The organism is Solibacillus sp. FSL R7-0668 (assembly GCF_038006205.1).
Taxonomy (GTDB): Bacteria; Bacillota; Bacilli; order Bacillales_A; family Planococcaceae; genus Solibacillus.
Genome location: NZ_JBBOUU010000001.1, coordinates 602,425 through 626,568, shown reverse-complemented (window position 1 = coordinate 626,568; position 24,144 = coordinate 602,425). Strand labels below are relative to the sequence as shown.

At 35.3% G+C, this 24,144-nt stretch carries 23 protein-coding genes and 1 pseudogene; 3 read left to right on the top strand and 21 right to left on the bottom strand.

All coding sequences use genetic code 11. The annotated features are described in order from the left end of the window. Positions 1-487: 487 nt before the first annotated feature. The 12 genes from rfbB to MKX47_RS02920 all read right to left on the bottom strand — a co-directional run bounded on the left by rfbB (position 488) and on the right by MKX47_RS02920 (position 13,286). On the bottom strand, positions 488-1,477 hold the full coding sequence (gene rfbB, locus MKX47_RS02975) for a dTDP-glucose 4,6-dehydratase (RefSeq protein ID WP_340770948.1): 990 nt from the start codon (positions 1,475-1,477) through the stop codon (positions 488-490). Beyond that, positions 1,470-2,318, bottom strand: coding sequence for a dTDP-4-dehydrorhamnose reductase (gene rfbD / locus MKX47_RS02970; RefSeq protein WP_340770946.1), 849 nt, complete (start codon positions 2,316-2,318; stop codon positions 1,470-1,472). Before rfbD ends, rfbB begins: the two co-directional genes overlap by 8 nt. Further along, positions 2,315-2,881, bottom strand: a complete 567-nt coding sequence (gene rfbC / locus MKX47_RS02965) for a dTDP-4-dehydrorhamnose 3,5-epimerase (RefSeq protein WP_340770944.1) — start codon at positions 2,879-2,881, stop codon at positions 2,315-2,317. The genes rfbD and rfbC overlap by 4 nt, the downstream gene beginning before the upstream one ends. A 21-nt stretch (positions 2,882-2,902) precedes the next feature. After that, the gene (locus MKX47_RS02960; RefSeq protein WP_340770942.1) at positions 2,903-3,865 is read right to left on the bottom strand and encodes a glycosyltransferase family 2 protein; all 963 of its coding nucleotides are present in this window, start codon (positions 3,863-3,865) and stop codon (positions 2,903-2,905) included. Positions 3,866-3,874: 9 nt separating this feature from the next. Next, complete coding sequence (gene rfbA, locus MKX47_RS02955; RefSeq protein WP_340770939.1) at positions 3,875-4,762, bottom strand: glucose-1-phosphate thymidylyltransferase RfbA; 888 nt, start codon at positions 4,760-4,762, stop codon at positions 3,875-3,877. A 14-nt stretch (positions 4,763-4,776) separates the two neighbouring features. Beyond that, positions 4,777-6,216 (bottom strand): oligosaccharide flippase family protein, encoded by a 1,440-nt coding sequence (locus tag MKX47_RS02950; RefSeq protein ID WP_340770937.1) that lies wholly within the window; start codon positions 6,214-6,216, stop codon positions 4,777-4,779. Continuing rightward, entirely contained in the window at positions 6,216-8,033 is a 1,818-nt protein-coding gene (locus tag MKX47_RS02945; RefSeq protein ID WP_340770935.1) for a polysaccharide biosynthesis protein, read from the bottom strand. The genes MKX47_RS02950 and MKX47_RS02945 overlap by 1 nt, the downstream gene beginning before the upstream one ends. 16 nt (positions 8,034-8,049) lie before the next feature. Next, positions 8,050-8,967 (bottom strand): Wzz/FepE/Etk N-terminal domain-containing protein, encoded by a 918-nt coding sequence (locus MKX47_RS02940; protein ID WP_340770933.1) that lies wholly within the window; start codon positions 8,965-8,967, stop codon positions 8,050-8,052. Next, the gene (locus MKX47_RS02935) at positions 8,951-10,504 is read right to left on the bottom strand and encodes an O-antigen ligase family protein (RefSeq protein WP_340770930.1); all 1,554 of its coding nucleotides are present in this window, start codon (positions 10,502-10,504) and stop codon (positions 8,951-8,953) included. The genes MKX47_RS02940 and MKX47_RS02935 overlap by 17 nt, the downstream gene beginning before the upstream one ends. A 15-nt stretch (positions 10,505-10,519) precedes the next feature. Beyond that, positions 10,520-10,948 carry a tetratricopeptide repeat protein gene (locus MKX47_RS02930; RefSeq protein ID WP_340770929.1) on the bottom strand — a complete coding sequence of 143 codons (429 nt, stop codon included), beginning with the start codon at positions 10,946-10,948 and terminating at the stop codon, positions 10,520-10,522. 368 nt (positions 10,949-11,316) lie between these two features. Beyond that, on the bottom strand, positions 11,317-11,733 hold the full coding sequence (locus MKX47_RS02925) for a hypothetical protein (protein ID WP_340770927.1): 417 nt from the start codon (positions 11,731-11,733) through the stop codon (positions 11,317-11,319). 224 nt (positions 11,734-11,957) lie between these two features. Beyond that, entirely contained in the window at positions 11,958-13,286 is a 1,329-nt protein-coding gene (locus MKX47_RS02920) for a CAP domain-containing protein (protein WP_340770924.1), read from the bottom strand. Positions 13,287-13,784: 498 nt separating this feature from the next. Here MKX47_RS02920 and MKX47_RS02915 point away from each other — a divergent pair, with 498 nt between their 5' ends. After that, the gene (locus MKX47_RS02915) at positions 13,785-14,765 is read left to right on the top strand and encodes an MvdC/MvdD family ATP grasp protein (RefSeq protein WP_340770922.1); all 981 of its coding nucleotides are present in this window, start codon (positions 13,785-13,787) and stop codon (positions 14,763-14,765) included. Next, on the top strand, positions 14,762-14,971 hold the full coding sequence (locus MKX47_RS02910) for a hypothetical protein (RefSeq protein ID WP_340770920.1): 210 nt from the start codon (positions 14,762-14,764) through the stop codon (positions 14,969-14,971). The genes MKX47_RS02915 and MKX47_RS02910 overlap by 4 nt, the downstream gene beginning before the upstream one ends. A gap of 135 nt (positions 14,972-15,106) precedes the next feature. Here MKX47_RS02910 and MKX47_RS02905 read toward each other — a convergent pair whose 3' ends face one another. The 5 genes from MKX47_RS02905 to MKX47_RS02885 all read right to left on the bottom strand — a co-directional run bounded on the left by MKX47_RS02905 (position 15,107) and on the right by MKX47_RS02885 (position 20,007). Further along, the gene (locus MKX47_RS02905; protein WP_340770917.1) at positions 15,107-15,319 is read right to left on the bottom strand and encodes a hypothetical protein; all 213 of its coding nucleotides are present in this window, start codon (positions 15,317-15,319) and stop codon (positions 15,107-15,109) included. A gap of 465 nt (positions 15,320-15,784) precedes the next feature. Continuing rightward, positions 15,785-16,624 carry a 3-hydroxyacyl-CoA dehydrogenase NAD-binding domain-containing protein gene (locus tag MKX47_RS02900; protein WP_340770915.1) on the bottom strand — a complete coding sequence of 280 codons (840 nt, stop codon included), beginning with the start codon at positions 16,622-16,624 and terminating at the stop codon, positions 15,785-15,787. 124 nt (positions 16,625-16,748) lie between these two features. Next, positions 16,749-18,251, bottom strand: a complete 1,503-nt coding sequence (locus MKX47_RS02895) for a class I adenylate-forming enzyme family protein (protein WP_340770913.1) — start codon at positions 18,249-18,251, stop codon at positions 16,749-16,751. 13 nt (positions 18,252-18,264) lie between these two features. Continuing rightward, positions 18,265-18,849 carry a TetR/AcrR family transcriptional regulator gene (locus tag MKX47_RS02890; RefSeq protein ID WP_340770911.1) on the bottom strand — a complete coding sequence of 195 codons (585 nt, stop codon included), beginning with the start codon at positions 18,847-18,849 and terminating at the stop codon, positions 18,265-18,267. Between the two features lie 9 nt (positions 18,850-18,858). Then, the gene (locus MKX47_RS02885; RefSeq protein ID WP_340770909.1) at positions 18,859-20,007 is read right to left on the bottom strand and encodes an acyl-CoA dehydrogenase family protein; all 1,149 of its coding nucleotides are present in this window, start codon (positions 20,005-20,007) and stop codon (positions 18,859-18,861) included. A 146-nt stretch (positions 20,008-20,153) separates the two neighbouring features. Between MKX47_RS02885 and MKX47_RS02880 the strand changes: the two genes are divergently transcribed. Next, positions 20,154-20,372, top strand: coding sequence for a hypothetical protein (locus MKX47_RS02880; protein WP_340770907.1), 219 nt, complete (start codon positions 20,154-20,156; stop codon positions 20,370-20,372). A gap of 23 nt (positions 20,373-20,395) precedes the next feature. On the opposite strand, the gene darG is transcribed toward MKX47_RS02880, so the two are convergent. The 4 genes and pseudogenes from darG to MKX47_RS02860 form a co-directional block, all read right to left on the bottom strand. Further along, complete coding sequence (gene darG / locus MKX47_RS02875) at positions 20,396-21,430, bottom strand: type II toxin-antitoxin system antitoxin DNA ADP-ribosyl glycohydrolase DarG (RefSeq protein WP_340770905.1); 1,035 nt, start codon at positions 21,428-21,430, stop codon at positions 20,396-20,398. A gap of 14 nt (positions 21,431-21,444) precedes the next feature. Continuing rightward, a pseudogene (gene darT / locus MKX47_RS02870) lies at positions 21,445-22,062 on the bottom strand (type II toxin-antitoxin system toxin DNA ADP-ribosyl transferase DarT). 225 nt (positions 22,063-22,287) lie between these two features. Next, on the bottom strand, positions 22,288-23,133 hold the full coding sequence (locus MKX47_RS02865; protein WP_340770902.1) for a stalk domain-containing protein: 846 nt from the start codon (positions 23,131-23,133) through the stop codon (positions 22,288-22,290). Between the two features lie 648 nt (positions 23,134-23,781). Next, complete coding sequence (locus tag MKX47_RS02860; RefSeq protein ID WP_340770899.1) at positions 23,782-24,129, bottom strand: hypothetical protein; 348 nt, start codon at positions 24,127-24,129, stop codon at positions 23,782-23,784. Positions 24,130-24,144 lie beyond the last annotated feature (15 nt).

Genomic DNA, 24,144 nt, shown 5'->3' with positions numbered 1-24,144 from the left:
TGTAAAAAGGTGGTAAAAATCAGATATTTGGAAATACATATATTCAACACATTACTTAGAATTATGGAAAAAATATAAAGAACGTACCGCAGTAAAACGCGGCAGTACCTAATTAAAACCGTATTTCCAATTATACAACATCCGCTATCGAATAGGTAAAAAAGCAAAACTGTACTTTAATCTTGTGACGCTTATTTATTATGCCTGCGAATTGAGTGTTGATCGAATGAACACCTAATTATTATAAAGCGGTATAATTTTTAGAAACGAAGTTTTTGATAGTGGCACAGTCTAAATTTTCAAAAATGATTTCTGAAATTGATTCAACTGTAAAACTTAAAGTTTTCTATTGATTATCATCCATATAGGCTGTATTTATAATTTAGAATATAGTATAACATTTAAACATAGATTTTTTATTATGCATGCCTATTCCCAAAGTGGTTTATTACTAAAAACAAATTATTTCTATAAAAATAGTGTAGTTTTAGTTTCTATAAGTTCCAGACTGTATATTCTTCCACCATTCTTTTTTATTTATATACCACTCTATAGTCTCAATAATACCCGTATCAAATGTATACTTTGGCTTCCAACCAAGTTCAGTTTCTAATTTCTTTGGGTCAATTGCATAACGGCGATCGTGTCCTAGACGATCATCTACATATTTAATTAAATCCTTCGACACTTTTAAATAATCTACAATTAAATGCACTATATCATTATTAGTTCTTTCATTATGACCACCTACATTATAAACTTCGCCTGATTTACCTTTATGAATAACTAAATCAATTGCAGCACAGTGATCTTTTACATGTAACCAGTCACGTACGTTTTTCCCATCTCCGTAAATCGGTAACTCTTTACCTTCAAGTGCATTCGTCACCATTAATGGAATAAGCTTTTCTGGGAAGTGATATGGTCCATAGTTGTTTGAACAACGTGTAATATTTACATTCATACCAAACGTTTCAGCATAAGCAAGCACTAACATATCGGCTCCAGCTTTACTTGCTGAATATGGACTATTCGGTGCCAAAGGCGTTGTCTCTGTAAAATAACCTGTTTCACCTAAACTACCATATACCTCATCAGTCGATACTTGTACATATTTTTCAATGTTATTTGCTTTGGCAACATCCAATAAATTTTGTGTGCCTAGTACATTCGTTTTTACAAAGACACCTGGATCTGTAATACTACGGTCTACGTGAGACTCAGCAGCGAAGTTTACAATGACATCAACTTTATTTGACTTCACCAAATAATCCACAAGCTCATAATTTCCTATATCACCTTGTACAAATGTATAATTAGAATTTGCATTAACGTCAGTTAGATTATCTAGATTCCCTGCATATGTAAGTAAATCTAAATTAATAATTTTATAATTTTTATATTTATCAAGCATATAATGAACGAAGTTACTACCGATGAAGCCCGCGCCACCAGTTACTAAAATTGTTTTAGCCATTTAAATTAATCTCCTTTAAATATCGATTTAATGCATCTTGCCAAGGAGGCAATAAATGAAATTCAGATGCTAGCTTATCTTTTCTCATCCTTGAATTTTCAGGTCTTTTTGCTTTTGTAGGATATTCAGATGTAGTGATTGCATTCACAGTTACATCTTTTCTTGCTTGCTTAAATATCTCGGTTGCAAATTCTGCCCAGCTACAAAAACCTTCATTAGACGCATGGTATATCCCGTATTTATTTGTTTGTACCATTTCAATTAATAGTTTTGCTAAATCGACAGTATAGGTAGGTGAGCCAATTTGATCGCCTACGACATTTAGCTCTTTTCTACTTTCCGAAAGTTTCAGCATCGTTTTCACAAAATTATTGCCATTCTTCCCGAAAACCCAAGAAATTCGAACGATAAAGTAGTTTTCAAGTGTTTCTTGTACAATTTGTTCACCGAGTAGTTTTGTTGTCCCATAATAACCAATCGGATTTGTCGAATCTACTTCAGAAAAAGCAGCTTTACCTTGTCCATCAAATACATAATCTGTACTAATATAAGCAAACTTTGCATTTACCTTTTTAGCTACTTGCGCTAAATACTTTGCTCCATTAACATTTACAGCATAGCATTGTTCTGTTTCATCTTCCGCTAAATCTACAGCTGTATAAGCAGCACAATGGATGATTGCATCTGGTTTTAATTTTGTAACATAGTTTTCTACATCTGTTTCTTTCGTAATATCCAATTCTTTAGACGATGCTCCGAACATTTCAAAACCATTAGCTAACCCAGCTTTCATCACATCATATCCCAATTGACCACTAATACCTGTTACAAAGATTTTCATTTTGCTTCACCATAATCAAAATTATTTTCCATTTTAGCAAAAGAAACTGCATCTTCATCCTTTTTAGATAAAACAGGGATAGCTGAAATTTGCCAGTCTATATTCAGTGTAGAATCATCCCATTTTACACTTCTATCACATTCTGCCGAGTAATATTCGTCAACTTTATATTGCACTTCACTGTTTTCTTCTAATGTATAGAAGCCATGTAAAAAGCCCTTTGGTACTAATAATTGTTTTTTATTTTCTGCTGTTAACTCAAAGGCCTCCCATTTTCCAAATGTAGGTGAGCCTTTTCTAATATCCACAATTACATCTAATATTGCGCCTCTCGTACAACGAACAAGCTTTGTTTGTGCTTTTGGTTCAAGTTGATAATGTAACCCACGTAAAGTACCTTTTGTTTCTGATAAAGAATGGTTGTCCTGTACAAACTCAATATCAATACCTAACTTTTTAAACGTTTCTTTATTGTACGATTCCATGAAAAAGCCACGACGATCACCAAAAACAGTTGGTTCAATAATGTAAGTATCTTGTAATGTTGTTTTAATTTTTTTCATAGTACCTCCAAAAGTCAAAAATTATTTTCTAAATAAATCTGAAAAAATCGTTTTTTTACCATTAAAAAAAGTAGAATAATTTTTTAAATTATATTTTTTATCAAATAAAAACTTCATAATCAATTGTCCTAAACGAAAAACTCGATTATTAAACAAAGCATTTCTAGATTCTAAAAACTCTAATCTTTCAATAAGATAAGATACTTCCTTTTCTGAACAATAATTTTTACGGACATATTGTATTAAAAAAGAATTTTTAGTTATATGTTTTTCTAAATCTCTACTAGATTTCAATAGGTTAGTTAATTGCAATTTTTTCACACCAATTTGATTACTAGCATGTTGTCTATACGCTATTAAAGGTTTGTTTAATGGTTTAAATTCCTTATTTTTAATAATAGCATTCCATAGCAACCATTCATCGTGAACAAAGTCTTTTGAAAAGGGAATACTTTCAAAATACAATTCTTTTTTTATAGCCATAGTAGCCCCTGTAGCTATACTTCTTTTACAAAGATATCCAATTCTTCCTTGCCTATCTGTAGGGAATCTCAATGGATCAAAACTCAAATTGCCCCATAACATTCCAGGAAGAGGCTGTAAATTATCGTCAACTAATGTTGCGTCCGTAAATAATATTTGTAAATTAGGATTCTTATTAAATTCTTTTAAAGTCGTTTCTATTTTATTTTCTATCCAGTAATCATCTTGATCAGCCAAATAAATGATATCGCCGTCGCATAAACCAATACATTTTTCGAAATTTTTTATATAACCTAAATTTTCTTGATTTATATAAATTTTTATAGGAATATTCGATTTGTTTTTTAATTTTTCTAATAATAAAACAGTAGAATCTGTAGACTGGTCATCGCATATAATAATCTCATTAGGTAAAATAGTTTGATTAAAAATACTCTCTAATTGTTCCTCGATAAACCTTTCACCATTATAGGTACATAAAGCAATTGAAATTTTCCACATTCGTTTCACCTACAATTTATATATCGGCTGCATACCATTTGCTAATTTAATTAAATATTGCCCATACTGATTTTTTTTCAAAGGCTCTGCTAATGCTAATAATTGTTCTTTTGTAATATAACCTTTTACATAAGCAATTTCTTCTAAACAAGCGATTTTTAAGCTTTGACGCTTTTCTACTGTTTCAATAAACTGTGATGCCTCAAGCAACGATTCATGCGTTCCTGAATCAAACCAAGAGAATCCTCTCCCTAAAATTTCTACATGTAATTCATTTTGCTCTAGATACACCTTATTTACATCTGTGATTTCAAGTTCGCCACGCACAGAAGGTTGGATATTTTTTGCAATATCTACAACTCGGTTATCATAAAAATATAGACCTGTTACAGCATAGTTTGATTTTGGTTGTACGGGTTTTTCTTCAATTGACTTTGCTACACCATTTTCATCAAATTCAACTACGCCAAAGCGTTCTGGATCATTTACATAATAACCGAATACCGTCGCTCCAGATTCGCGATTAGCTGCATTTTCTAATCTTTGAGTTAGACCATGTCCATAATATAAATTATCCCCTAAAATTAATGCAACTGAATCTGTACCTATAAATTTTTCACCAATAATAAAAGCTTGAGCTAGCCCATCAGGGGAAGGCTGCACTGCGTACTGTAATTGAATACCTAAATTCGAACCATCACCTAATAACTGGTCGTACCTTGGTAAATCCTCAGGTGTAGAAATAATAAGAATATCTTTAATTCCTGCTAACATTAATACCGATAGTGGGTAATAAATCATCGGTTTATCATATACTGGTAATAATTGTTTTGATACTACTTTTGTTAATGGGTAGAGGCGTGTACCACTACCACCTGCTAATATAATTCCTTTCATAAAACAACAGCTCCTTAAAATCGAATATTAATTAACTTCATTTTCATTAACGCTAGCAATGAGGTTGTATAGACTAATAATGCACCTAGTGAGATTAAAATTATCCCAGCAATACTTTTTACTATACCTTCTTCTAAGTTTATATTAAATAAACCAACAAATAGCAACATCAGCGCGCTACAGCAGCTAATCAGCAAAATTTCTTTCAAATTCCATTTCCATTTAATATTTCTAATTGAATAAACATATACTAATAAACAATAAAGAGAAAAGGCAATCATATTACCATATGCTGCACCCATATATGAATAATATTTAATCAAGAATATATTTAATAATAAGCTTGTCAAGCAACTAGCTATAGCGAAATATAACATTACCTTTGTTTTATTTATGATTTCCATTCCTTTATGACCAACCATAGCTAAATTCCACAAAAATATTCCTAACATTACTATTGTAATTAAATCACTCGCAACTACATATTGCTCGCCTAGAAATAAATAGGCGATTTCCTTCCGAAATTTATGTACTAATACAATAATCGGTAGTCCTACGATGAAAAAGATTGTTGTAAATTTACTAATCAATTGCTCTATTTTTTTCTTCTGCTCTATTACATTTACTCCAAGCTTCATTAATAATGGATGTATAACGATCGTTAATGGTGCAAAGACTAATGCAAGCGCTGCTGAAATAATCGAATAATTTCCAGCATATAAACCTACTGCTTTACTACCATGAAAATACTCTATTAACAATCTATCTGCCACATCTATAATTGATATTGATAAAAACCAACCTAACATAGGTAAACCATATGTTAGCATTGTTTTCAAAAATTGTTTTGTTGAAGTAGTTGACTTTTTCTTTATCATATATTTTTTCATTTTCGGTAGTATAAATACTATATAACTAATAGAGATAACTAGTAACACATTTATTAAGTTAATATTTGACATAGCCAATAGTCCAATCCCTACTAACCTTAGTAAACTAGACATGAAAATACGTTTAGCATATTTCCCCGATTGTAGGTCAGATTGTAATATTACTTGCTCAATCGTAAAAATAGACTGTACTAAAATAATCAGTACACAAAAAATATATAAAGTTACATTCACAAACAATGTATTACAAGCTATCAATAACAACAATACAACTATCCCTATAATAAAAAACATATTTATTATTACATCTAGATGTAAGTTAAACTCATTTTTAAGATTACTCTCAATGTACTTTGGTCTATAAAATAAAATAGATTGCATCAGCCATTGTGTAAAAATGGTTACTGAAAAAGTAATAAGAGTTGTAATTAATACATACTCACCGTAGAGTTCAACTGTGAAGTTCCTAGTTAAAATCATGATAATAATCAAATTAATAATCGCAGGTGCAATTTGGGCAGGCAGATAGTGCATAAGTTGTTCTATAATTTTTTTAAAATCCATCACTTTATACCACTTAAACTTACTTTATTATTTGCCATATCAATCATTTCATTTTTCAATCGTTCTCCTGATAAACCACTGATTTTTTGTAAAAAGTTCTCTAAATGCACTGGCTCTATTGAATTAGCTTTCCCTATGTGAATCTTTGGAAAAATATGTTCACTTTGAATTTCCTCTGGATTTAACAATTCCTCATACATTTTTTCGCCGGGGCGAATTCCAGAATACTCTATTCCTATTTCTTCGATAGTATATCCTGAGAGTTTGATAAGATTTTCTGCTAATTCAACAATTTTGACTGGCTCTCCCATATCAAGTACGAATACTTCTCCACCCTTAGCTAGAGTTCCTGCTTGTAACACCAATCTACTCGCCTCAGGTATAGTCATAAAATATCTTGTCATATCTGGATGCGTTACTGTTACTGGACCACCTGCTGCAATTTGTGCCTTAAATCGAGGTACTACAGAGCCGCGTGAACCAAGAACATTACCAAAACGAACTGCTGCAAATTTAGTAGTACTATGCATAGCTAAATCTTGAATAATCATTTCTGCTACACGCTTCGTAGCTCCCATTACATTTGGCGGATTAACTGCTTTATCTGTAGAAATCATCACAAAATTACTGACATCATATTCACGGGCTGCTTCAGCAATATTTTTCGTACCAAATACATTATTTTTCACAGCTTCTGTTGGATTATATTCCATTAAAGGAACATGCTTATGTGCAGCCGCATGATAAATTACATCTGGGCGATATTCATTCACTATCTCAAAAATTCGTTCTCTATCCTGTACATCTGCAATAATCGGGATAATTTCTATATTACTCTTAAATTTTTCCGTCAATTCCATATGAATTGTATAAATCGAATTTTCCCCATGTCCAAGCAACAACAGCTTTTTCGGTTGAAACTTCATCACTTGACGACAAATTTCAGAACCAATCGAGCCACCAGCACCAGTCACTAAAATTACTTTGTCCGTTAACTTTTCTGAAATTGCAATCATGTCTAGTTTTACTTCCTCGCGCCCAAGTAAATCATTAATATCTACTTCTCGCATTTCATTTACAGCCACTTTTCCGGTCATAACATCTTCAATTTTCGGCATAATTTTGACCTTAGTATTTGTCTTTACGCAAATATCATAAATCGTTTTAATACCTACTTTATTTAAAGAAGGGATAGCAATAATAATTTCGTCGATTTGTTTTTTTTCAACTAGCCTTTCAATATCTGCTGTATTTCCCCATACGGTAAGTCCCATAATATTCAAATTTTTCTTATTCAAATCATCATCGACAAATCCCACAGCCTGAATATCGTTTCCACTTGCATTTTGTAAATTTTTCGCAAGCATTGATCCACCCTGTCCTGCACCAACTATTAATACACGTTTCAAATTATTTGGACTTTTAAATGACTCCTTATCATTTAAAAGTCGCAATAAAAATCTAGAACCGCCAATCATAATAATATGTAACATCCAAGTTACTACCATGACACGAAAATAAATATCATTATTAATTAATTGTTGGAGTAAACTAGCAGCTACAACTGAAATTGTCACTGCATAAGCAATTGTCAGCAGTTCACGAACAGAGGCAACGCTCCACATCCGTGTATATAGCTGGTAAAAATAAGCAGCAATATGATGACTTACTAATAAAGTAATTGCACTAAGTACAATTACTTTATCTGAATAGGCATTTAATGTTGGGTGAAGTAGCCAATAGCTCATAAAGATTGCCGAAAGAACAATGAATGAGTCCACGAAAAAAAATGTCATATATCTAATTTTATATCCCATTACTCATTACCTCTTTCTATTTTGCTACCGCGGAATTTTTCCAGTAAGCACGGGAAAATACTAACCCAATCCCAATCATTAAACCTAAAACTAAACCAATTGCTAAATTTAAAGCTTTATTTGGGGAAGAAGGTTCTTCAGCTATTGTTGGGTCAATAATTACTCGAATAAATGGATCAGCTTTAAAGCTATCTATGCCCGTTTTTACAGATTGATACTTTGCTAACACTGAATGATATTCTGTCGATTTTGTATCAATTTGCGCCTTTAATTGTAGTAATTCATTTTGAATCGGCCCTGTAACATTAGCTAGTGCGTTTGTTTGACTTTCCGTTAAGTTAAGAACAAATTGAGATGAGGCAATCGTTTGTAAAATAAGTACCTCTGGTAAATTATTTTTTGTCACTACATCATTATAGCTCGTCATTAATTGTTCGATTTCACCTGATATGCTAGTCGATTCCTTTAAATAGGTTTGCTCTAGCTGATTTAATGTTTCTTTTATTGAAACCGAAACTTCAGTTTTCGTTTTTTCCATCAATAAATGTAAATGCTTTTGAGCTTCCTCAGGAGATGAACCTAAATATTTCAATTCCACTAAATCTGTGTCCTGCTGATTTGCTATCGTTAAATTTTCCTTAACAAAATCATTAACACCGTTTTCTTTAAAATATTTCTTGTTTTGTTCGACATTTTGCATACGCTGCATATAAATATTCGGTGTGAACTCGGTCATAACATAGTTCGACATAATACCTGCGTCCTGCACACCACCCGAAACCTGTACAACCGCTTTAGATTCATATTCTTCATCTAAAACAAACCAGCTCACAATGCCAGCGCATAGCATCGCAATAATTGTACACACGGCAATAAGCCACTTCCCCTTTAAAACAATTTCAATGATTTCACGTAATTCAATTGTTTCTTCCATTTACAGCATTCTCCTGACTTTTAATAACTTGTTGTGCAAATAATATTCCAATTAAAACAAAGGTGAACCCAGAGCTAGCTGGCAATGAATCATTGAACATGGACTGTGAGAAATAGGCCAATATAGTAAGCGCTAAAACCAATTCAGCCCACGCTTTTTTTATGATTGCTCTGAAAGCTGCTATACCTGTAGCGACCACTAGCATAACTAAAGCTACTAAACCAAAAATACCGAAGCCATATAAAACTCCGACAAATTGATTATGGGGTTTATCGGTAATCGTATTTTCATCCTTCATCCCTGAACGTGCATCCAGACTATAGTGTGGGAAATTATAAATTAACGTATCATTTCCGTAGCCTAAAATAGCGCGATTTCCTACTAAGTCTAATGTCTTATCCCAAATATAAGTTCGTCCTGATCCTGCTGCCGTTGCTCGCTCTGGTAACACTGGCAACTCTAACACTTCTTTGCTCGCATGTGCTACATTCGTTGTATTGAGTAAGGCTGTTACCTCTTCCATATATGGATTTTTCTCTGTAAAGAAGCCGAACGACTCAGTCCATACACGATAATCTTTTTCTGCTAACACATGGAATACTGGTGCTGCAATTAGGAAGAATATAGCTAGTGAGACTACAGCCTGTCCTTTTTTCTTAGTCAATAATGCAGCAACCAATATTACAGCCCCCACTACAAGCACCGTTAAAAAACCACTCGTAGAAACCGACATAAACATAACGATAATCGCAGCACTTGCCGTCACGGCACCGACAATATTGTCGACCCACTTTTGCGATGTCACCGCCCATGCTAAATACATCACCGTCATCATCGCAAACATCCCACTCATATAGTTCCATTGGTTCAATGTCCCTACTAAAGCAGAGCCTTCTGAAATGCTCGAGCCCTCTGGCAACATTATAGAAACTAAGCTTTGTGCCCAAGCGTTTTGTAACAAATCCTTACCATAAAAGTTCATAGTAATTATGTATAAATTAATATAAACAAATGGCATCATTGTGTACACAATGTACTTAATTACATTCTTTGGATATTCGATATTCATCGCAATAAATAGTAGCGCTACATAACAAAGCCAACTAATTGCACCGTCTGAATGGTTGTATTGACCATTTAAAGCGATTGAGGTATTTGGAGAGGCGATTGTTGATACTACAATGGCTACTACAAATACACCAAGGACATAGTTTAAATAGGTTTTTCGAATTGTGCCACCCATGAAGAAAATTTTTCCCAAGAATAATGCCGACACAAATAATGTTACGATTAGTAGCATAAGCGCTTTATAATGAGTAAATAAATCGCCCTTTATACCAGAGGATAATACATCTACATTGGAAATAAGTGGACTAATCACTTCCTGCACGTTGGCCATTACGATTAGTGGCATGAAGCCAATTAATACTAGTAACGAGTAGAAAATCCATTGATCCATTTTTTTGCGGGATTCGCTATTTTCCCTTTCATCGCTTACCGCATCTCTTTGGTTAAGCTCTTCATAAAATGAAGCCATTTCACTTTCACTTCCTTATTGCATATTCTCAATTTGAGTTAATAATTCTGTCACCTGTTCCTGATAGGCTGGGTATGATTCAGGTGCCCAACCCCATTCACGGCATTTTTCTAATACTACTTTTGCATCTGTATAACGCTCTGCAAAGTATAGGCTTTCCGCAAATTGAAGCATAAACATTGGATCCTCCACCTTATGAGGATTAAGGTCTAATGTTTTTTGGAGCAAAATCGTACCTTGCTTAAATTCTTGATTTTGCATCGCTATTAATCCTCCGAGATAATTGGCCGCCTCAGATTGTGGCTTTCTTTTTAAAACCTCCGTTATTAAAACAGATGCATCTTGATAATTTTGTTCATTATAATTGGCATAGGCTTGCTGGTAAATTATATTATTCGTCTGAAATTCCTCATCTTGAAGGCCTCCAAGAATTTTAGCCGTCAAAACTCCAACTATTACAAAACATACAACTCCTAGTAATATGTATTTTCTTGTCGATTCCGATAACTGCATTGTTCACAATCCTTTATGTATTGAATTTTGAATAACGGTCTAATTATACACTATTCTTCCTTTCGATTCCTCCTATTTCCCAATTTATTATTAGTTCCTTGTGAAATTTAGTAATTTAATATCTTTGTAAACCTCTGCACCAGCTACAAACAATTCTACTATCCGAGATTCACTTCTGCGTGATTATGATTTATTTCGGTTTGGGGCAGTAGTTCGTACTATTGTCCAATTACGTAATAAAATTTTTTAAATCCAAAAGTAAAAGCACCCCCATTTTTTATTTAGGGGCGCTTGCGTATCTAACCTAGAATTCCAATAGTTTCTTGCCCTCTTTTTAAATAATTATCTAAGGGTAATTTTTCTATAATCATATTAATCTCGATTTCTTTAGTACTCCAACTAAGCGTTGCGAATTTTTCGTTATATAGCTGCGCTGCCGAAATTTTTTCATCGGCAGATTCATCTCTACCAATATACATTAATGTTTGCACAAATTTAACATCATCAAAATTTAACGATTCTAAATATGCCCGGAGTTTAGTCTCTTTAGCTTTAATCAATTTTGCTTCATCTGTTTTATTAAATTCAATAAATTCTTTGGAGGCAAGATTAACTATTCCACTAGGTGTATATTTTTCATAAGTCACACGCCTATCTTTCGCTAACTTAGTTACATCTTCAACTATTTTCATATTTGGTTTTGTAAATACAGTCATTGAAACCCCTCCCCTTTAACCTACTAAATTCGACAAAAGAAAGACTTTACCTCTATTAAGTTTTGCTTTTTGATAGAATGTATGGTTACTATGCATTTTGAGATTAACCTACACCCAGCAAGCAATTCCAACTATTCACGATAAAATCATAAAACGCACTCACGGAAGTAAGTGCGTTTTGAGACAAATCATTATTTTGATTAGATTTGACTTAAGAATGTTTTTTATTGCTCTAAATTGAAGAATGTTGTTTCGAATTCTATTGTTGTAATCTCGCCGTTTATCCGCTTAACATTTGCAATTTCTACTTTATAATGATCCCCATGCTCGTATTCAATATATTTCGATTCAGAATCCTCCGCTCCTACATTTTCTGGGCGGAAAATAATTGTGTATGGTAAATAACCAAAGTTGCTCGTACTAATATTGAAGTAGCCATCTGCTTTACTTTGATTAAAATGCCACTTTTTATTGTCCTTTAATCGAGTTACTGTAATGTTAATTTCCTTTGCAACTTTCACATCATACAGTTCTGGATTTAATGAAAATGACCATGGATAAATTGCTTCGAAATAATTTGTAGGTGTAGCTGTTTTAGCTGGCCAGGAAATGTACTCATAATCTAAATCGCTATTTTTATACATATTATCCTGAATTACTTTCATTGCTGAACCATTTGTACGCCAGTCCTCTTCTGACCCAGTTACTAAACCAAAGCCCACCTCTTTTAATTTTGGTGATAGAATCCAAAGTCGATGACCAACTCGACCAATATTTGAAGCACTTCCATCATTCATATAACCATAAATAATACTGTCGACGATACTATTACGTCCTTTTGATAAATTACTCTTCGATGCACCTTTATAGGCCAGATCATATAAATCCTTTTCCATATTTGACGGTTGACTCGGAGAATGTGAGAGACTCGGATTTATAGCACTAATAAGCGCTGCCGCTTGGGCTTCTTTATTATAGTTATCATTTAATTGAATATTTGCCGGTAACCCCGCTATATAACGCATTAAATTGGTTGTGTTTAATGCATCCGTTAGCACACCTTTTTGCAATTCACCCATATCATACGGCGATTGCAAAGAGGGCTTCTTCACATAAGTTTTACCTGTATAAACGGGCTTCAACTGCTCATATTGTTCTTTAATATCCCCGATACGTACAAGTGCAGTTGGATTTTCTATCTTAAAGTACTCTGTTGTAAAATCAATTTGAAGCCAAAGTGGGTTTTTCACATTTAATTCTTGCACATGTAAGCTATATTCCGTGCCATATTTATACGGTTGCTTCGGCTTAATAATAAACTCATTCTTAATTTTTTCTACAATTACTCCCTGTTGTTCGCCCTCACTATCCACTAATGCTACTGCAAGATCCTTTAGCGTTACTTTTTTCGATTTAACAGGAATTATCCACTCTTTATGTATACTTACATCTGTAAATTTTTGAACCTCTTGTACTTCTTCAGCCTTCGCATGTGGAATTACAACCATAACAGCGCTCAGAATAAATACTACACATAGCCAAATTTTCTTCATTTTCTCACCCCATTAAGTTTTAAATAAATTGAATTTAACAATCTAATATCGCATAAAACAATCCCCCCAAAAGTCAGGTAATTTGCTAGGGCATTCAATTTATATAACATTACAATACATCTTTTTTAATTTTTTGTAAATATTTCCACACAATACAACCGACATACATATAAACGTAAATTTCTTAAAATGTTCGATTTTCTAGCGGATTTGTATTGTGATATAGGAGCGGGCCATATAAGTTATAGCATATTCATTTAAGTAATATTCCTATTTCAGAGTATAAATATTTTTATACTACAAAATTATCGTTACTTTTCTATGAGCCTCAATACTTTTCCGCCATTTTTCTTTCTATTTAAGTACATAATTAAAATATCAAGAGGAAAAATATCATCCAATTTCATTAAATCAATTCAAAGGAATCATTTTAAATTAGTTGATGAAATATACATCCATTATTATCTATAATTAATTAAAAATGGATAAGGTGATTAGATGATTTTTATTTTGACAGATTCTTATGATATACATGCAGATCTAGTAATTAAAAATTTAGTAGATTCATCAATTGACTACTTCCGATTCAACTTAGATACTTCAGCGTTAAAAAATTCAAAGATTTCTTTCAAAAATGGGGTTTGGCATATACAACAAAATTCGCACTTAATTACGTCAAATGATATCGATGTTGTTTGGGCAAGAAGGGGGTTTGTTGAGTTAACTTTGGAAGAACTAAACGACAATTCTACAGGTTTTCAAATATGGAAAAACGAGTGGAATAAAACGTTAAATGGCTTTTACTCTACTTTAAAAAATAAGAAATGGCTCAATAAACTCGATAAAGCCTATAAAGGGGAAAATAAATACTTACAAATGGAGATTGCTGAGCATGTTGGTTTCAATCTTCCCCCAATATTAATTTCAAACGAAAAAAATGAATTATTATCTTTTGTTGAAAAACATGAAACAGTAGTTTTTAAAATGATGGCACAAGATTTTTATCAATCCGATAAAGGTATTTACGAAGGGTTGTACGTTAATATTATTAATTCGATGGATATTATTGAAAAATTTAATACTGTCGGAGAAAATCCAATAGTACTTCAAAAATACATACCTAAGAGCTTTGAAGTTAGATATACGGTTGTGGGCTGCGAACATTTTGTATGCAAAATAGATTCACAAAAGTCAAATAAAGCCAATGTAGATTGGAGAAGATACGACATACCAAATACCCCTCATATTCCGATCAATCCACCTAAGGAAATAAAGGATAAAGTTAATCAATTGCTTTCTATATTTGATTTAAATTATGGCGCGTTAGATTTTATTGTGACACCTAATAATGAGTGGTATTTTCTCGAAATAAATTGCTTCGGACAGTGGTTATGGATTGAAGACTTAACTGGATTAGAAATTTCTAAAGAGATTTCTAAATGGTTAATTACCAATGTAAAGGAGGTGAATAGAACATGAAAGTTTTCGCACTAAATTATTTAGAAGTCCCAACATCTGATAAGCAAAAGCTAGATAACAATTGGTCTTGGACTCCTAATAACCCTAATGCTACGGATATTTATGCATCTGGAAAATCTACATCTTCACGTGAATCAACTTATGCTGCAGAAAAAGATAGCCGTTCTGATAGTGACAGACCAAATGAAGGTATGCATATTGCTTAGATTTCAACAAACAAGGATAACTTAATAACGTTATCCTTGTTTGTTTTGGTATTTTACCACTGCATGAGACTTAAGAGCCATCTCTATTAAGAATAGCTGTCATGAACATCGGCGTGCAGGGGTATCATTGGCGCCTTACACCGATTTACTCGTCTTATCACCGTGGAAAAAGCGAAGTGGTATCTTTTCCACTTGGTATGTCCATACCAAAAACGAAGACACGGCTTCATATAAACAATGACGGTGACGATCACTCGTATCATCATTAATCTGATTTGGTTTTAGCCCTTCACGTACGGGCTTTTCTAAATCGATTTGTGCTGTCAACAATCCAAGATGCATCAGCACTTGACGACCCCTCAAAATATTGGGCACAATGAACGGACCAACATCACTCGAACGTGATTGACATTGGGTATCTATGGGATGTTGATTTGCATAAAAATAGGATCCTCTCTCTAATAAAAATAGAGTTTGAGAAGCAGCCAAAAAAGTACTTTTATTTTTATACGAAAGGGGGCTGAATGTAAGTTACATACGATTGGATTCAAATGGTCGATAAAGTAATAGTGATTTTGGGGAATCACAAATATCCCGCGCTAACCTGCAAATAAAATTAAAATACCGCGCATTTCCTCGCCTCCAAACTGGGTGTAACTGGAAATTCGCACGTATTTTCAAAATATCGCACACAAATGGTCGAAAATCGCACGTAATTTGAAAATATCGCACGCATTTCTCATAAAACCGCACATAAACTCCGAAATATCGCACGAATCCTCACCTCGGCCCCAGCAGCACCAGGCTCCCCCATCAAGTATATCGATAAAACCCTTGTCCTGTCTTCCGGCCATAATGCCCTGCACGGACTAGCTTTTTCAGTGATTGGGGAATGCGATATTTCGAATCACCCGTTTCATGTAGCAGCGTTTCCTGTACATACAATAGGGTATCTAAGCCAATCATATCCGCAAGCTTTAATGGACCAATCGGCTGATTTGTGCCTAAAACCATCCCTTTGTCGATATCCTCCGCAGTGGCGATTCCTTCATCTAAAACAAAAATCGCCTCACTAATCATGGGGATAAGAATACGATTGACTACAAATAATGGCGCGTCTGCCACCGTAATGCTTTCCTTCCCAATGCGCGTTGCTAGCTGTTGGACAAATGCGACCGTCTCTTCCGAAGTTGCCGCCCCTCGAATAACCTCAATAAGCTTCATAACTGGTACTGGGTTGAAGAAATGCATCCCGCATACACGATCCGGGCGTGAAGTGGCAGCTGCGATTTCCGTAATCGAGTAACTAGACGTATTCGAGGCAAAAATCGTCTTTGGCTCACAAATTCCGTCTAGCTCTTTGAAAATCGCCTTTTTCATTTCCATATTTTCAATAATGGCTTCGACAATCAAATCCGCATCTGCTAAGACATCCTTACCCGTAGTAAACTGGATTCGTTGAAGAATTTCATCTCCTTCCTGCGTACTCTCCTGTTTTTTCAACACTCGTTCAATATTGACGGCAATCACTTCACGTGCGCTTACTAATGCCTTCTCATTAAGATCACTCAGTATGACTTGATATCCTGCCATAGCAAATGTTTGGGCAATGCCATTTCCCATAATGCCTGAACCGATCACACCTATCTTCAATTTCGCTCACCTGCTTTCGTAAAAATGCATCCATTCCTTGTTCAGTTTGTGTGGATTCCTTCTGTAAAAGGGAATCATTGCGGCGTATCGCTATAAATATTATTCGTTCCTTACTACACTTGACTCATACGCTCAGATTCTCTTTCGGTCCCAATGTATGCTTCAGCACTTTACCGGAAGCGTTTCGCGGTAATTCATTTAGGAATTCGACTTCCATTGGTACCTTATATTTCGCGAGCTGTGTTGCGCAATAGTCCATGATTTGAGCGGCCGTCAATGCTTTTCCTTCCTTCAAAACGACATATGCTTTTGGCACTTCTCCATACACTGGATGCGGCACACCAACAACTGCAGCTTCTAGTAATTCAGGGATTTGATATAATACTTCTTCCACTTCAACCGGATAGACATTTTCTCCGCCTCGGATGAGCATGTCTTTTTTGCGGTCGACAATATACAGCAGCCCATCCTCATCAAATCGCCCTAAATCACCTGAGTAGAGCCAACCGTCTTTAATGGCGCGGGCTGTTTCTTCTTCATTTTTCAAATAGCCCTTCATCACTTGAGCACCTTTGACAACGATTTCGCCCACTTGCCCAGTAGGTAGTGAATTTCCATATTCATCGACTACTCGTACTTCTGTTTGTGGAAGTGGTTCACCAACTGAGCCGATTTTGCTCAGTGCATGATGATCTTTTAATGAAGATGCGCCAGGTGCATTTTCCGTTTGGCCGTATAAGTTTTGTACTTTAATCGTTGGGAAGGTTTCTTTTAATTTCTTCAAAATTTCGTAAGGCATTGGTGCTGCCCCGTAGCCAAACAAGCGCAATGTTGGTAGCTCAATTTCCTTAATATGTGGCAAGTTCAACAAAATCGTATACATCGCTGGCACACCAAAAAACATCGTCGGCTGTGTATTTTGCAAAAGTGCTAATGTACCGTCTGTAGTAAACGCCTCTTCAATAATGATCGTGCCCCCTTTATACGTGACAGGGACGACAAATACATGCGCTGCTGCACAATGGAATAATGGCGTGGATACAAGCATACGGTCATTTCCCGTAATATCCATAACCTCCGACCATATTTCACCGGCCGCTAAAATATTTCGATGTGTCAGCATCACCCCTTTAGGCTTGCCGGTTGTTCCAGATGTGTACATAATGACGGATGTATCCTGTTCGTCTAATGAAACCGGTGTAAAGTGGAGGGTTTCGTCTTCAAGAATTTTGCCAAGCTGATCTTCTCCACCGATTGCTAGCTTTTCACGGAAAACATGCTCCGTTTCGTTAATGATGTCTTCAAGACGGACATCATAGATAAGGGACTTCGCTTCTGAATGATTAAAAATGTATGCTACCTCTGGGCCCGCAAGCTTCGTATTAACCGGCATAACAGAAAAACCGCCTAATTGTAAGCCGAAATAGCACACTAAAAAGATGTCGGTATTTAACGAATACAATGCAACGATATCGCCCTTTTTATAGCCATTCGCTTGAAAATATGCCGCAACGCGTTTGGCCTTTTCGTAAAACGCTTCATAGGTCCATTCACGTCCGTTATAGGATGTAAACACTTTGTTCGGTTGACTCTTAGCGTAATTTCCCAATAATTCCGGTAGTAACATATTAATCTCCCCTTTATTTGAGTAATTTCATAATGGCGTCAGCAAAATGCTGCTTGAGCTCGTCCTTCGCCATTCTTCCATCTGGGTTATACCATTGTTGAATCCAGTTCATCGCACCGAGTATCATCATTCGAACAATAATCGGCTCTTTTACATGAAATTCACCGGATATGACGCCTTTTTCAATCGCTTGATCAAATAAACCAGCGTAGTGCTTTCGTAATTTCAGCACGGGTTCGATTTGTTCAGGGTTAAACATTTGCTTCGGTTCAATGATCAAGTTAAACGTTTCCTTTTCATCTACCGCATAATTGATATGTGTACCAATCATTTTTCGCATGATTTCTTCCGCCGTTCCCTCCCCCCGTAAATCCTCCTCCAGCTCTTCTGTTGCCTGAGCAAGCACAAGCTTATGACATTGGTACAATAAATCGCTTTTATTATTAAAGTAATAATACAAAGAGCCCTTGGTCATCATTAGTTCTGCGGCAATCTCTTCCATTGTTGCACCGTCATAGCCTCTCCGATTAACAATCGTAATGGCGGATAATAAAATTTGTTCTTTCTTCTTTAGGATTTTCTTCTCAGAGAGTTTCATATAGACCTCCTACGACAGTATTTTTTTCGCGATAATGCTTTTCATAATTTCCGTTGTCCCTGCATAAATGGATGTCACCGAAATGTCGCGATATCTTCGGGCAATTTCGTATTCCTCCATATAGCCATAGCCCCCGTGAAGCTGAAGGCATTCTGCTGCGACGCGCTTGGCCATTTCACTAATCCACCACTTTGCCATCGAAACCTCTTTGACAATATCTTCACCGTGCATATGTTTTTCAGTCAATGTATTGACATAGTTTCTTCCCATATCGATTTCTGTGGCCATCTCTGCTAGCTTAAACTGAGTATTTTGGAAATCCGCAATTCGACTTCCAAAAGCCTTCCGTTCCTTCACATAATCAATCGTTAATTGCAGCATGACCTCTGCCTCTATTTGAACTTGAAGTGCTACGACAAGTCGCTCTTGCTGCAGCTTTTCCATTAAGTAATAAAAGCCTTTTCCTTCTTCACCAAGCAGGTTTTCGGCAGGTACTTTGACATCCTCGAAAATTAGCTCTGCCGTATCCCCCGAATGCATGCCGATTTTATTTAGCTTTTTCCCCCGCGTGAATCCCGGCATGCCATTTTCAACTATGAGTAAGCTAATCCCACGATACGCGGGCTGTGCATGGGGATCAGTTTTACAAACAACAATGACATAATCTGCATGATTGCCATTTGTAATAAAGGTTTTTTCCCCATTTAAAATATAATGATCCCCCTCTTTGCGCGCAGTCGTCTTAATGCCTGCCAAGTCCGATCCTGCACCAGGCTCTGTCATCGCAATAGCCGAAATATATTCACCCGTCACACTTTTTGGTAGCCATTTTTGCTTTTGCTGCGCTGTCCCATACGCCTCTATGTAAGGGCTTACAATATCCGAATGCAAGCAGATGCCACTAGCTAAACCAACCCCGACCCTTTCCAATTCCTCCGTCAAAATCATCGAGTACGAGAAATCCAACCCTAAGCCACCATATTGCTCCTCTACCCACGGAAGTAAAAAACCATTCTCCCCTAGCTTCAGCCAAAAATCGCGCGGAATATTGCGCTCCTCTTCCCATTTTTCGTAATACGGGTACGCCTCTTTTCGAAGCATTTTCTGCAGCGCCTCCCGAAACATCTCATGTTCATTTGTTAAAAAATTAGCTTTCATCCCTATTTCCACTCCTTTATGCACTTAATCTATTTTCTGTTAATTCTGAATTATTTTTTATTCTATCTAACTATTTTTGGGAATGCAACACTTTTTTTAAACCGCGTTCAAAATTTAATTTATGTTTAAATTTTGGGGAATATGCATTGGGGATGGGTGAGGTAGGTTTATTAGAACATTGGCTGCGTTTATTAGAACAAACGCGAGATATATTAGAACATTTCACCACTTTATTAGATAAAATGCCATACTTATTAGAACAAATGACCGTTATATTAGAAAATCAGGACAATCTACCGCCATTCACTCACCCGCATAAAGTCATTCAAAATAAAAAAGTTCCATGCAAGATTGCGCTCGCATAGAACTTCCTAGGTGTAGGTTATTTTTACGATACAAACTGTACTTCATTCTTTAAATAATCCCACACTTTTTCAATGTGATCGATTGGAAAAATTCGTTTCTTTCTTTCATTCCAGTTTCGTACAGACTGTATCACGTAGTATTTATCATGTGCTCTAGTTGGATTTTCTTTCAGAATCCACCCAACTGTCGACAACAATTCTAAATCATACGGCGTTTCAAAGCCATACATTAAATCAGCTACCTGCTGTAAATCATTCACCGCTTTATCGTTGTTTGCTATAAATTGCTCCGCTTCTTCTGCAGCACCATTTAATAGGTAAATTTCCGCTCCTTGAGTTCGATCACCATAACCTCGAATATAATGCCCTTCCATTGCCTGAAGCACATGATTCAAACCTTCTGCGTAAGGGCCAAAGCGATTTTTTTCAAATTGAAGTTTTGGTAATGCTCCGACTTCATGCAAAAAATAGGCAATCTTTTGAACCTCTAATAATGACATCCGATAACCAGGTCCAGCATACCGAGTCATAGCTGCTAATAACAGCGCTCTTCCCAATGTCATTTTCGGTTTCTTTGTTCGAATAACCATTTGATCCAATGGAGGGGCACCAGTTGGTTCATATAAATGAACCTCTACGTCTAATGATTGAAAAGCATCCAAAATTATTGGGCGTACTACATGCCAATCCAGTCCTCCATTTCCACATCCAAGTGGAGGCAGCGCGATCGACTTAATATTTAATTGCTGAACAACTCTTACTAAATCTTTTAAGCCTTCCTCTACAAAACTTAATTTTGATGGGTTGCGCCAATGTTCCTTTGTAGGAAAGTTAATGACATACTTAGGTGCAGCTAACCCTACTACTTCTACCACATGCATTTCTCCAACTCGTACAAGCCCTTTTTTACAATCTTTTTCATACTGCTTAAAGACATCCGGAAAAGCTTGCTTAAATTGAAGTGCAATGCCTTTGCCCATGACACCAATTGTATTTACTGTATTCACATATGCTTCCGCTGAATCTTCAAGTAAATTACCTGTTACCCATTGAATCATTTCATCCACCTCCCTTAGAAGTAAAATGACTTTCGAACAGCTACTGGTAAGGATATATCTGCCTCTTGTAACATTTCCTCTACCTTACGCTTCGCTGAATTGCTATACACAGCAAATCCTAGACAAGCTGACAAAGGAATTTCATTGTATACTAAAAATTCTGCCTGACGTCTTGCTTTTCTATTCGGGTCATCATCTGTGTCTGCCCATTGTGAAGCTTTCATCAGTTCCCAATCAATTTTATTCAAATCTGATAATTGTGTATAAAAATTCGTAAGTCTTCGAATCGCATGGGCATCTGTAAAAACGAATGAAGAACAATGTTATTGAATCATTTCTTTATTCGTCATAAAATATACAATGTCATTTTGCGGAATTTGTTGCATGCATAAGACATATAACATGGGCGAACGCGGTGCAAAATAGAATGGCACATACTCATGTAAGCTGCCAGCAACACCAATCGGTATTTTTGTACGTTCCCTACGTGTTTGTACATCTTGATTGGCAACATCTTTATACGAAATAGCATGTTTTCTAACAAGTGCATGGGACCATAAACTACCTTGATGGAGAATCGACTGTAAATTATTAATATGTGTTAAATGATACAGTAGTATATTTTCCGACAACCTCACCACCTCATTCATAATCTGTTAAGCTTATTTTAACATACCTTTTTTATAACGAGAAGCTGACTGTTATGACCTCAAATAAAACACTTAATTTCGCAAATAAACTCAGAAAACCACAGCAACCCGCCATTCACTCCCCGCCTATCAAGATCATGGACCCAGGCAAAATATAAAAAGCCCCATGCAAGACTGCGCTCACATAGGACTCTGCTCTTCATTGTATTATCTCGGGTATTTAATGTACTTCGCTGAGTATCTGCTATTACCAGAGAATATCGCCAATAAATTTTTATCATAACTATTAATTACATTACCTGTGATTTCAATGTTTCGGTATTGATACCAAATATCTTCCATAATAAGATTTACAAATTTTGAGTAATCTGCATCCGATAAATTATGCCAATTATTGTAGGCGGTATTGTATCTTAAGTCTGTTTCTATAGTAACATTAATACCATATCTATCTTCTTTCAGCGTCGTATAGAATTCCATGCCATTCCAATATTGGTAATTACGATTTAATTGGTACTCTAAATTTTTTAGATTCGTATTCGTATTCGAAGTTTTCTCTAATTCTGCAATTCTAGCATCTTTTGCTTTAATCGCATTTTCTAATTCAAGAATTTTAGCGTCTTTTGTTTTACCTAAATTTTCTAGCTCAGTAACTTTAGTATCTTTGGTTTTAATTAAACCCTCTAACTCAGAAATTTTAGCATCCTTTGTTTTAATAAATCTTTCTAAATTGGCAATTTCATTTTTCGCCACATCAGGATTTACAATATCTGTAATAAATATAGATTTAGTTGGTCCTTCCCAAAGTACATTTTTGTTAAGTACAGTTGACAAAGAACGTACAGGTAAATAAGTAGTTCCACCGATAATGATTGGCCCAATATCGCCAGACACCAAATTACCATTGTTTAAAATTTTAACTTGTGGGTTAACTTCAACTCTTTTCGTTACTTCTGCAGCATCAGATACACCCGTTTGTGAAAATAATAAAAGACCAGCAACAATTGTTGAAGCAAAACCTTTACCAAATTTTCCAAATAATTCATTATCCATATTTTGTCACTCCAATTCTACTTTATTAGTTATATTATACACTCGATTTGGAGTATTTGGTATATTTTGTATCATTTAAATGTAGAAAATTTCAATTTCATCAAATTGTTATTAATCTCCTTCATTATTTGTGCACTCAGTGTAGGTATTCGTTGTAAATTACAATGAGACATTTTCAATCAATTGAACTGCTTTTATCACGTTAAAAAGGATAGCCGCGCATTCCTAGCGAATACACGGCTATCTCTTACCTAAACTACTACTGATTCTTAAAGTCGTTCGATAAAATAGAGCATATGTAAGAAATTTATACAGATACATTATTGTTTACCCCCAGTGCAGATTATCTTTACGCAGAGTAATTGCCGAATCTATGGTTTGGCAATTACAACAAAAAAGAAGCCCCTCACAAGATTGCTCTTACGAAGGACTTCTCTCCAACATCACCCAATATATTTTTATGAATTATAGTGAATTGTTTATGCAACCGGTGCACAATATTAGCAATTAAGTTCAAAAAGCCGCAAGCAAGATATGCATCTCACTTACGGCTTTATTTTTGTTAACTCACTACATACATTTTCATGAATCGTAGAGAATTCCCAAAAATATTTGTGCATCAGATACACTGTATTCTATTCAATTGAATTATTTGAATAGTGCGTTTAAAATTCTTTCAATGAAAGATTCTTTTGTAATACTAGTTGTTGTGCCATTTTCAGTAAATGCAATAGTGCCATCAGGATTTAAAGTAGCAGATGAACCACTAGTTAATACTGCGTTTGCGTCTTTAGCTGTTACAGATGCCGCAGCTTGTGTTGTTGTTGCAGTTGGTTGTGTTGTTGTTGCTGTATTATCAGTAGTTGTTGTTACTACGATTGCCGTTGGAGCAGCTGTCTTTGATGTTACATCTGCTGCTAATGCTGGAGCAGCAATCGCAGATGTAACTAATGCTGCTGAAAATACTGTAGCAACAAATTTATTTTTCTTTGCCATTTCTATACACCTCAT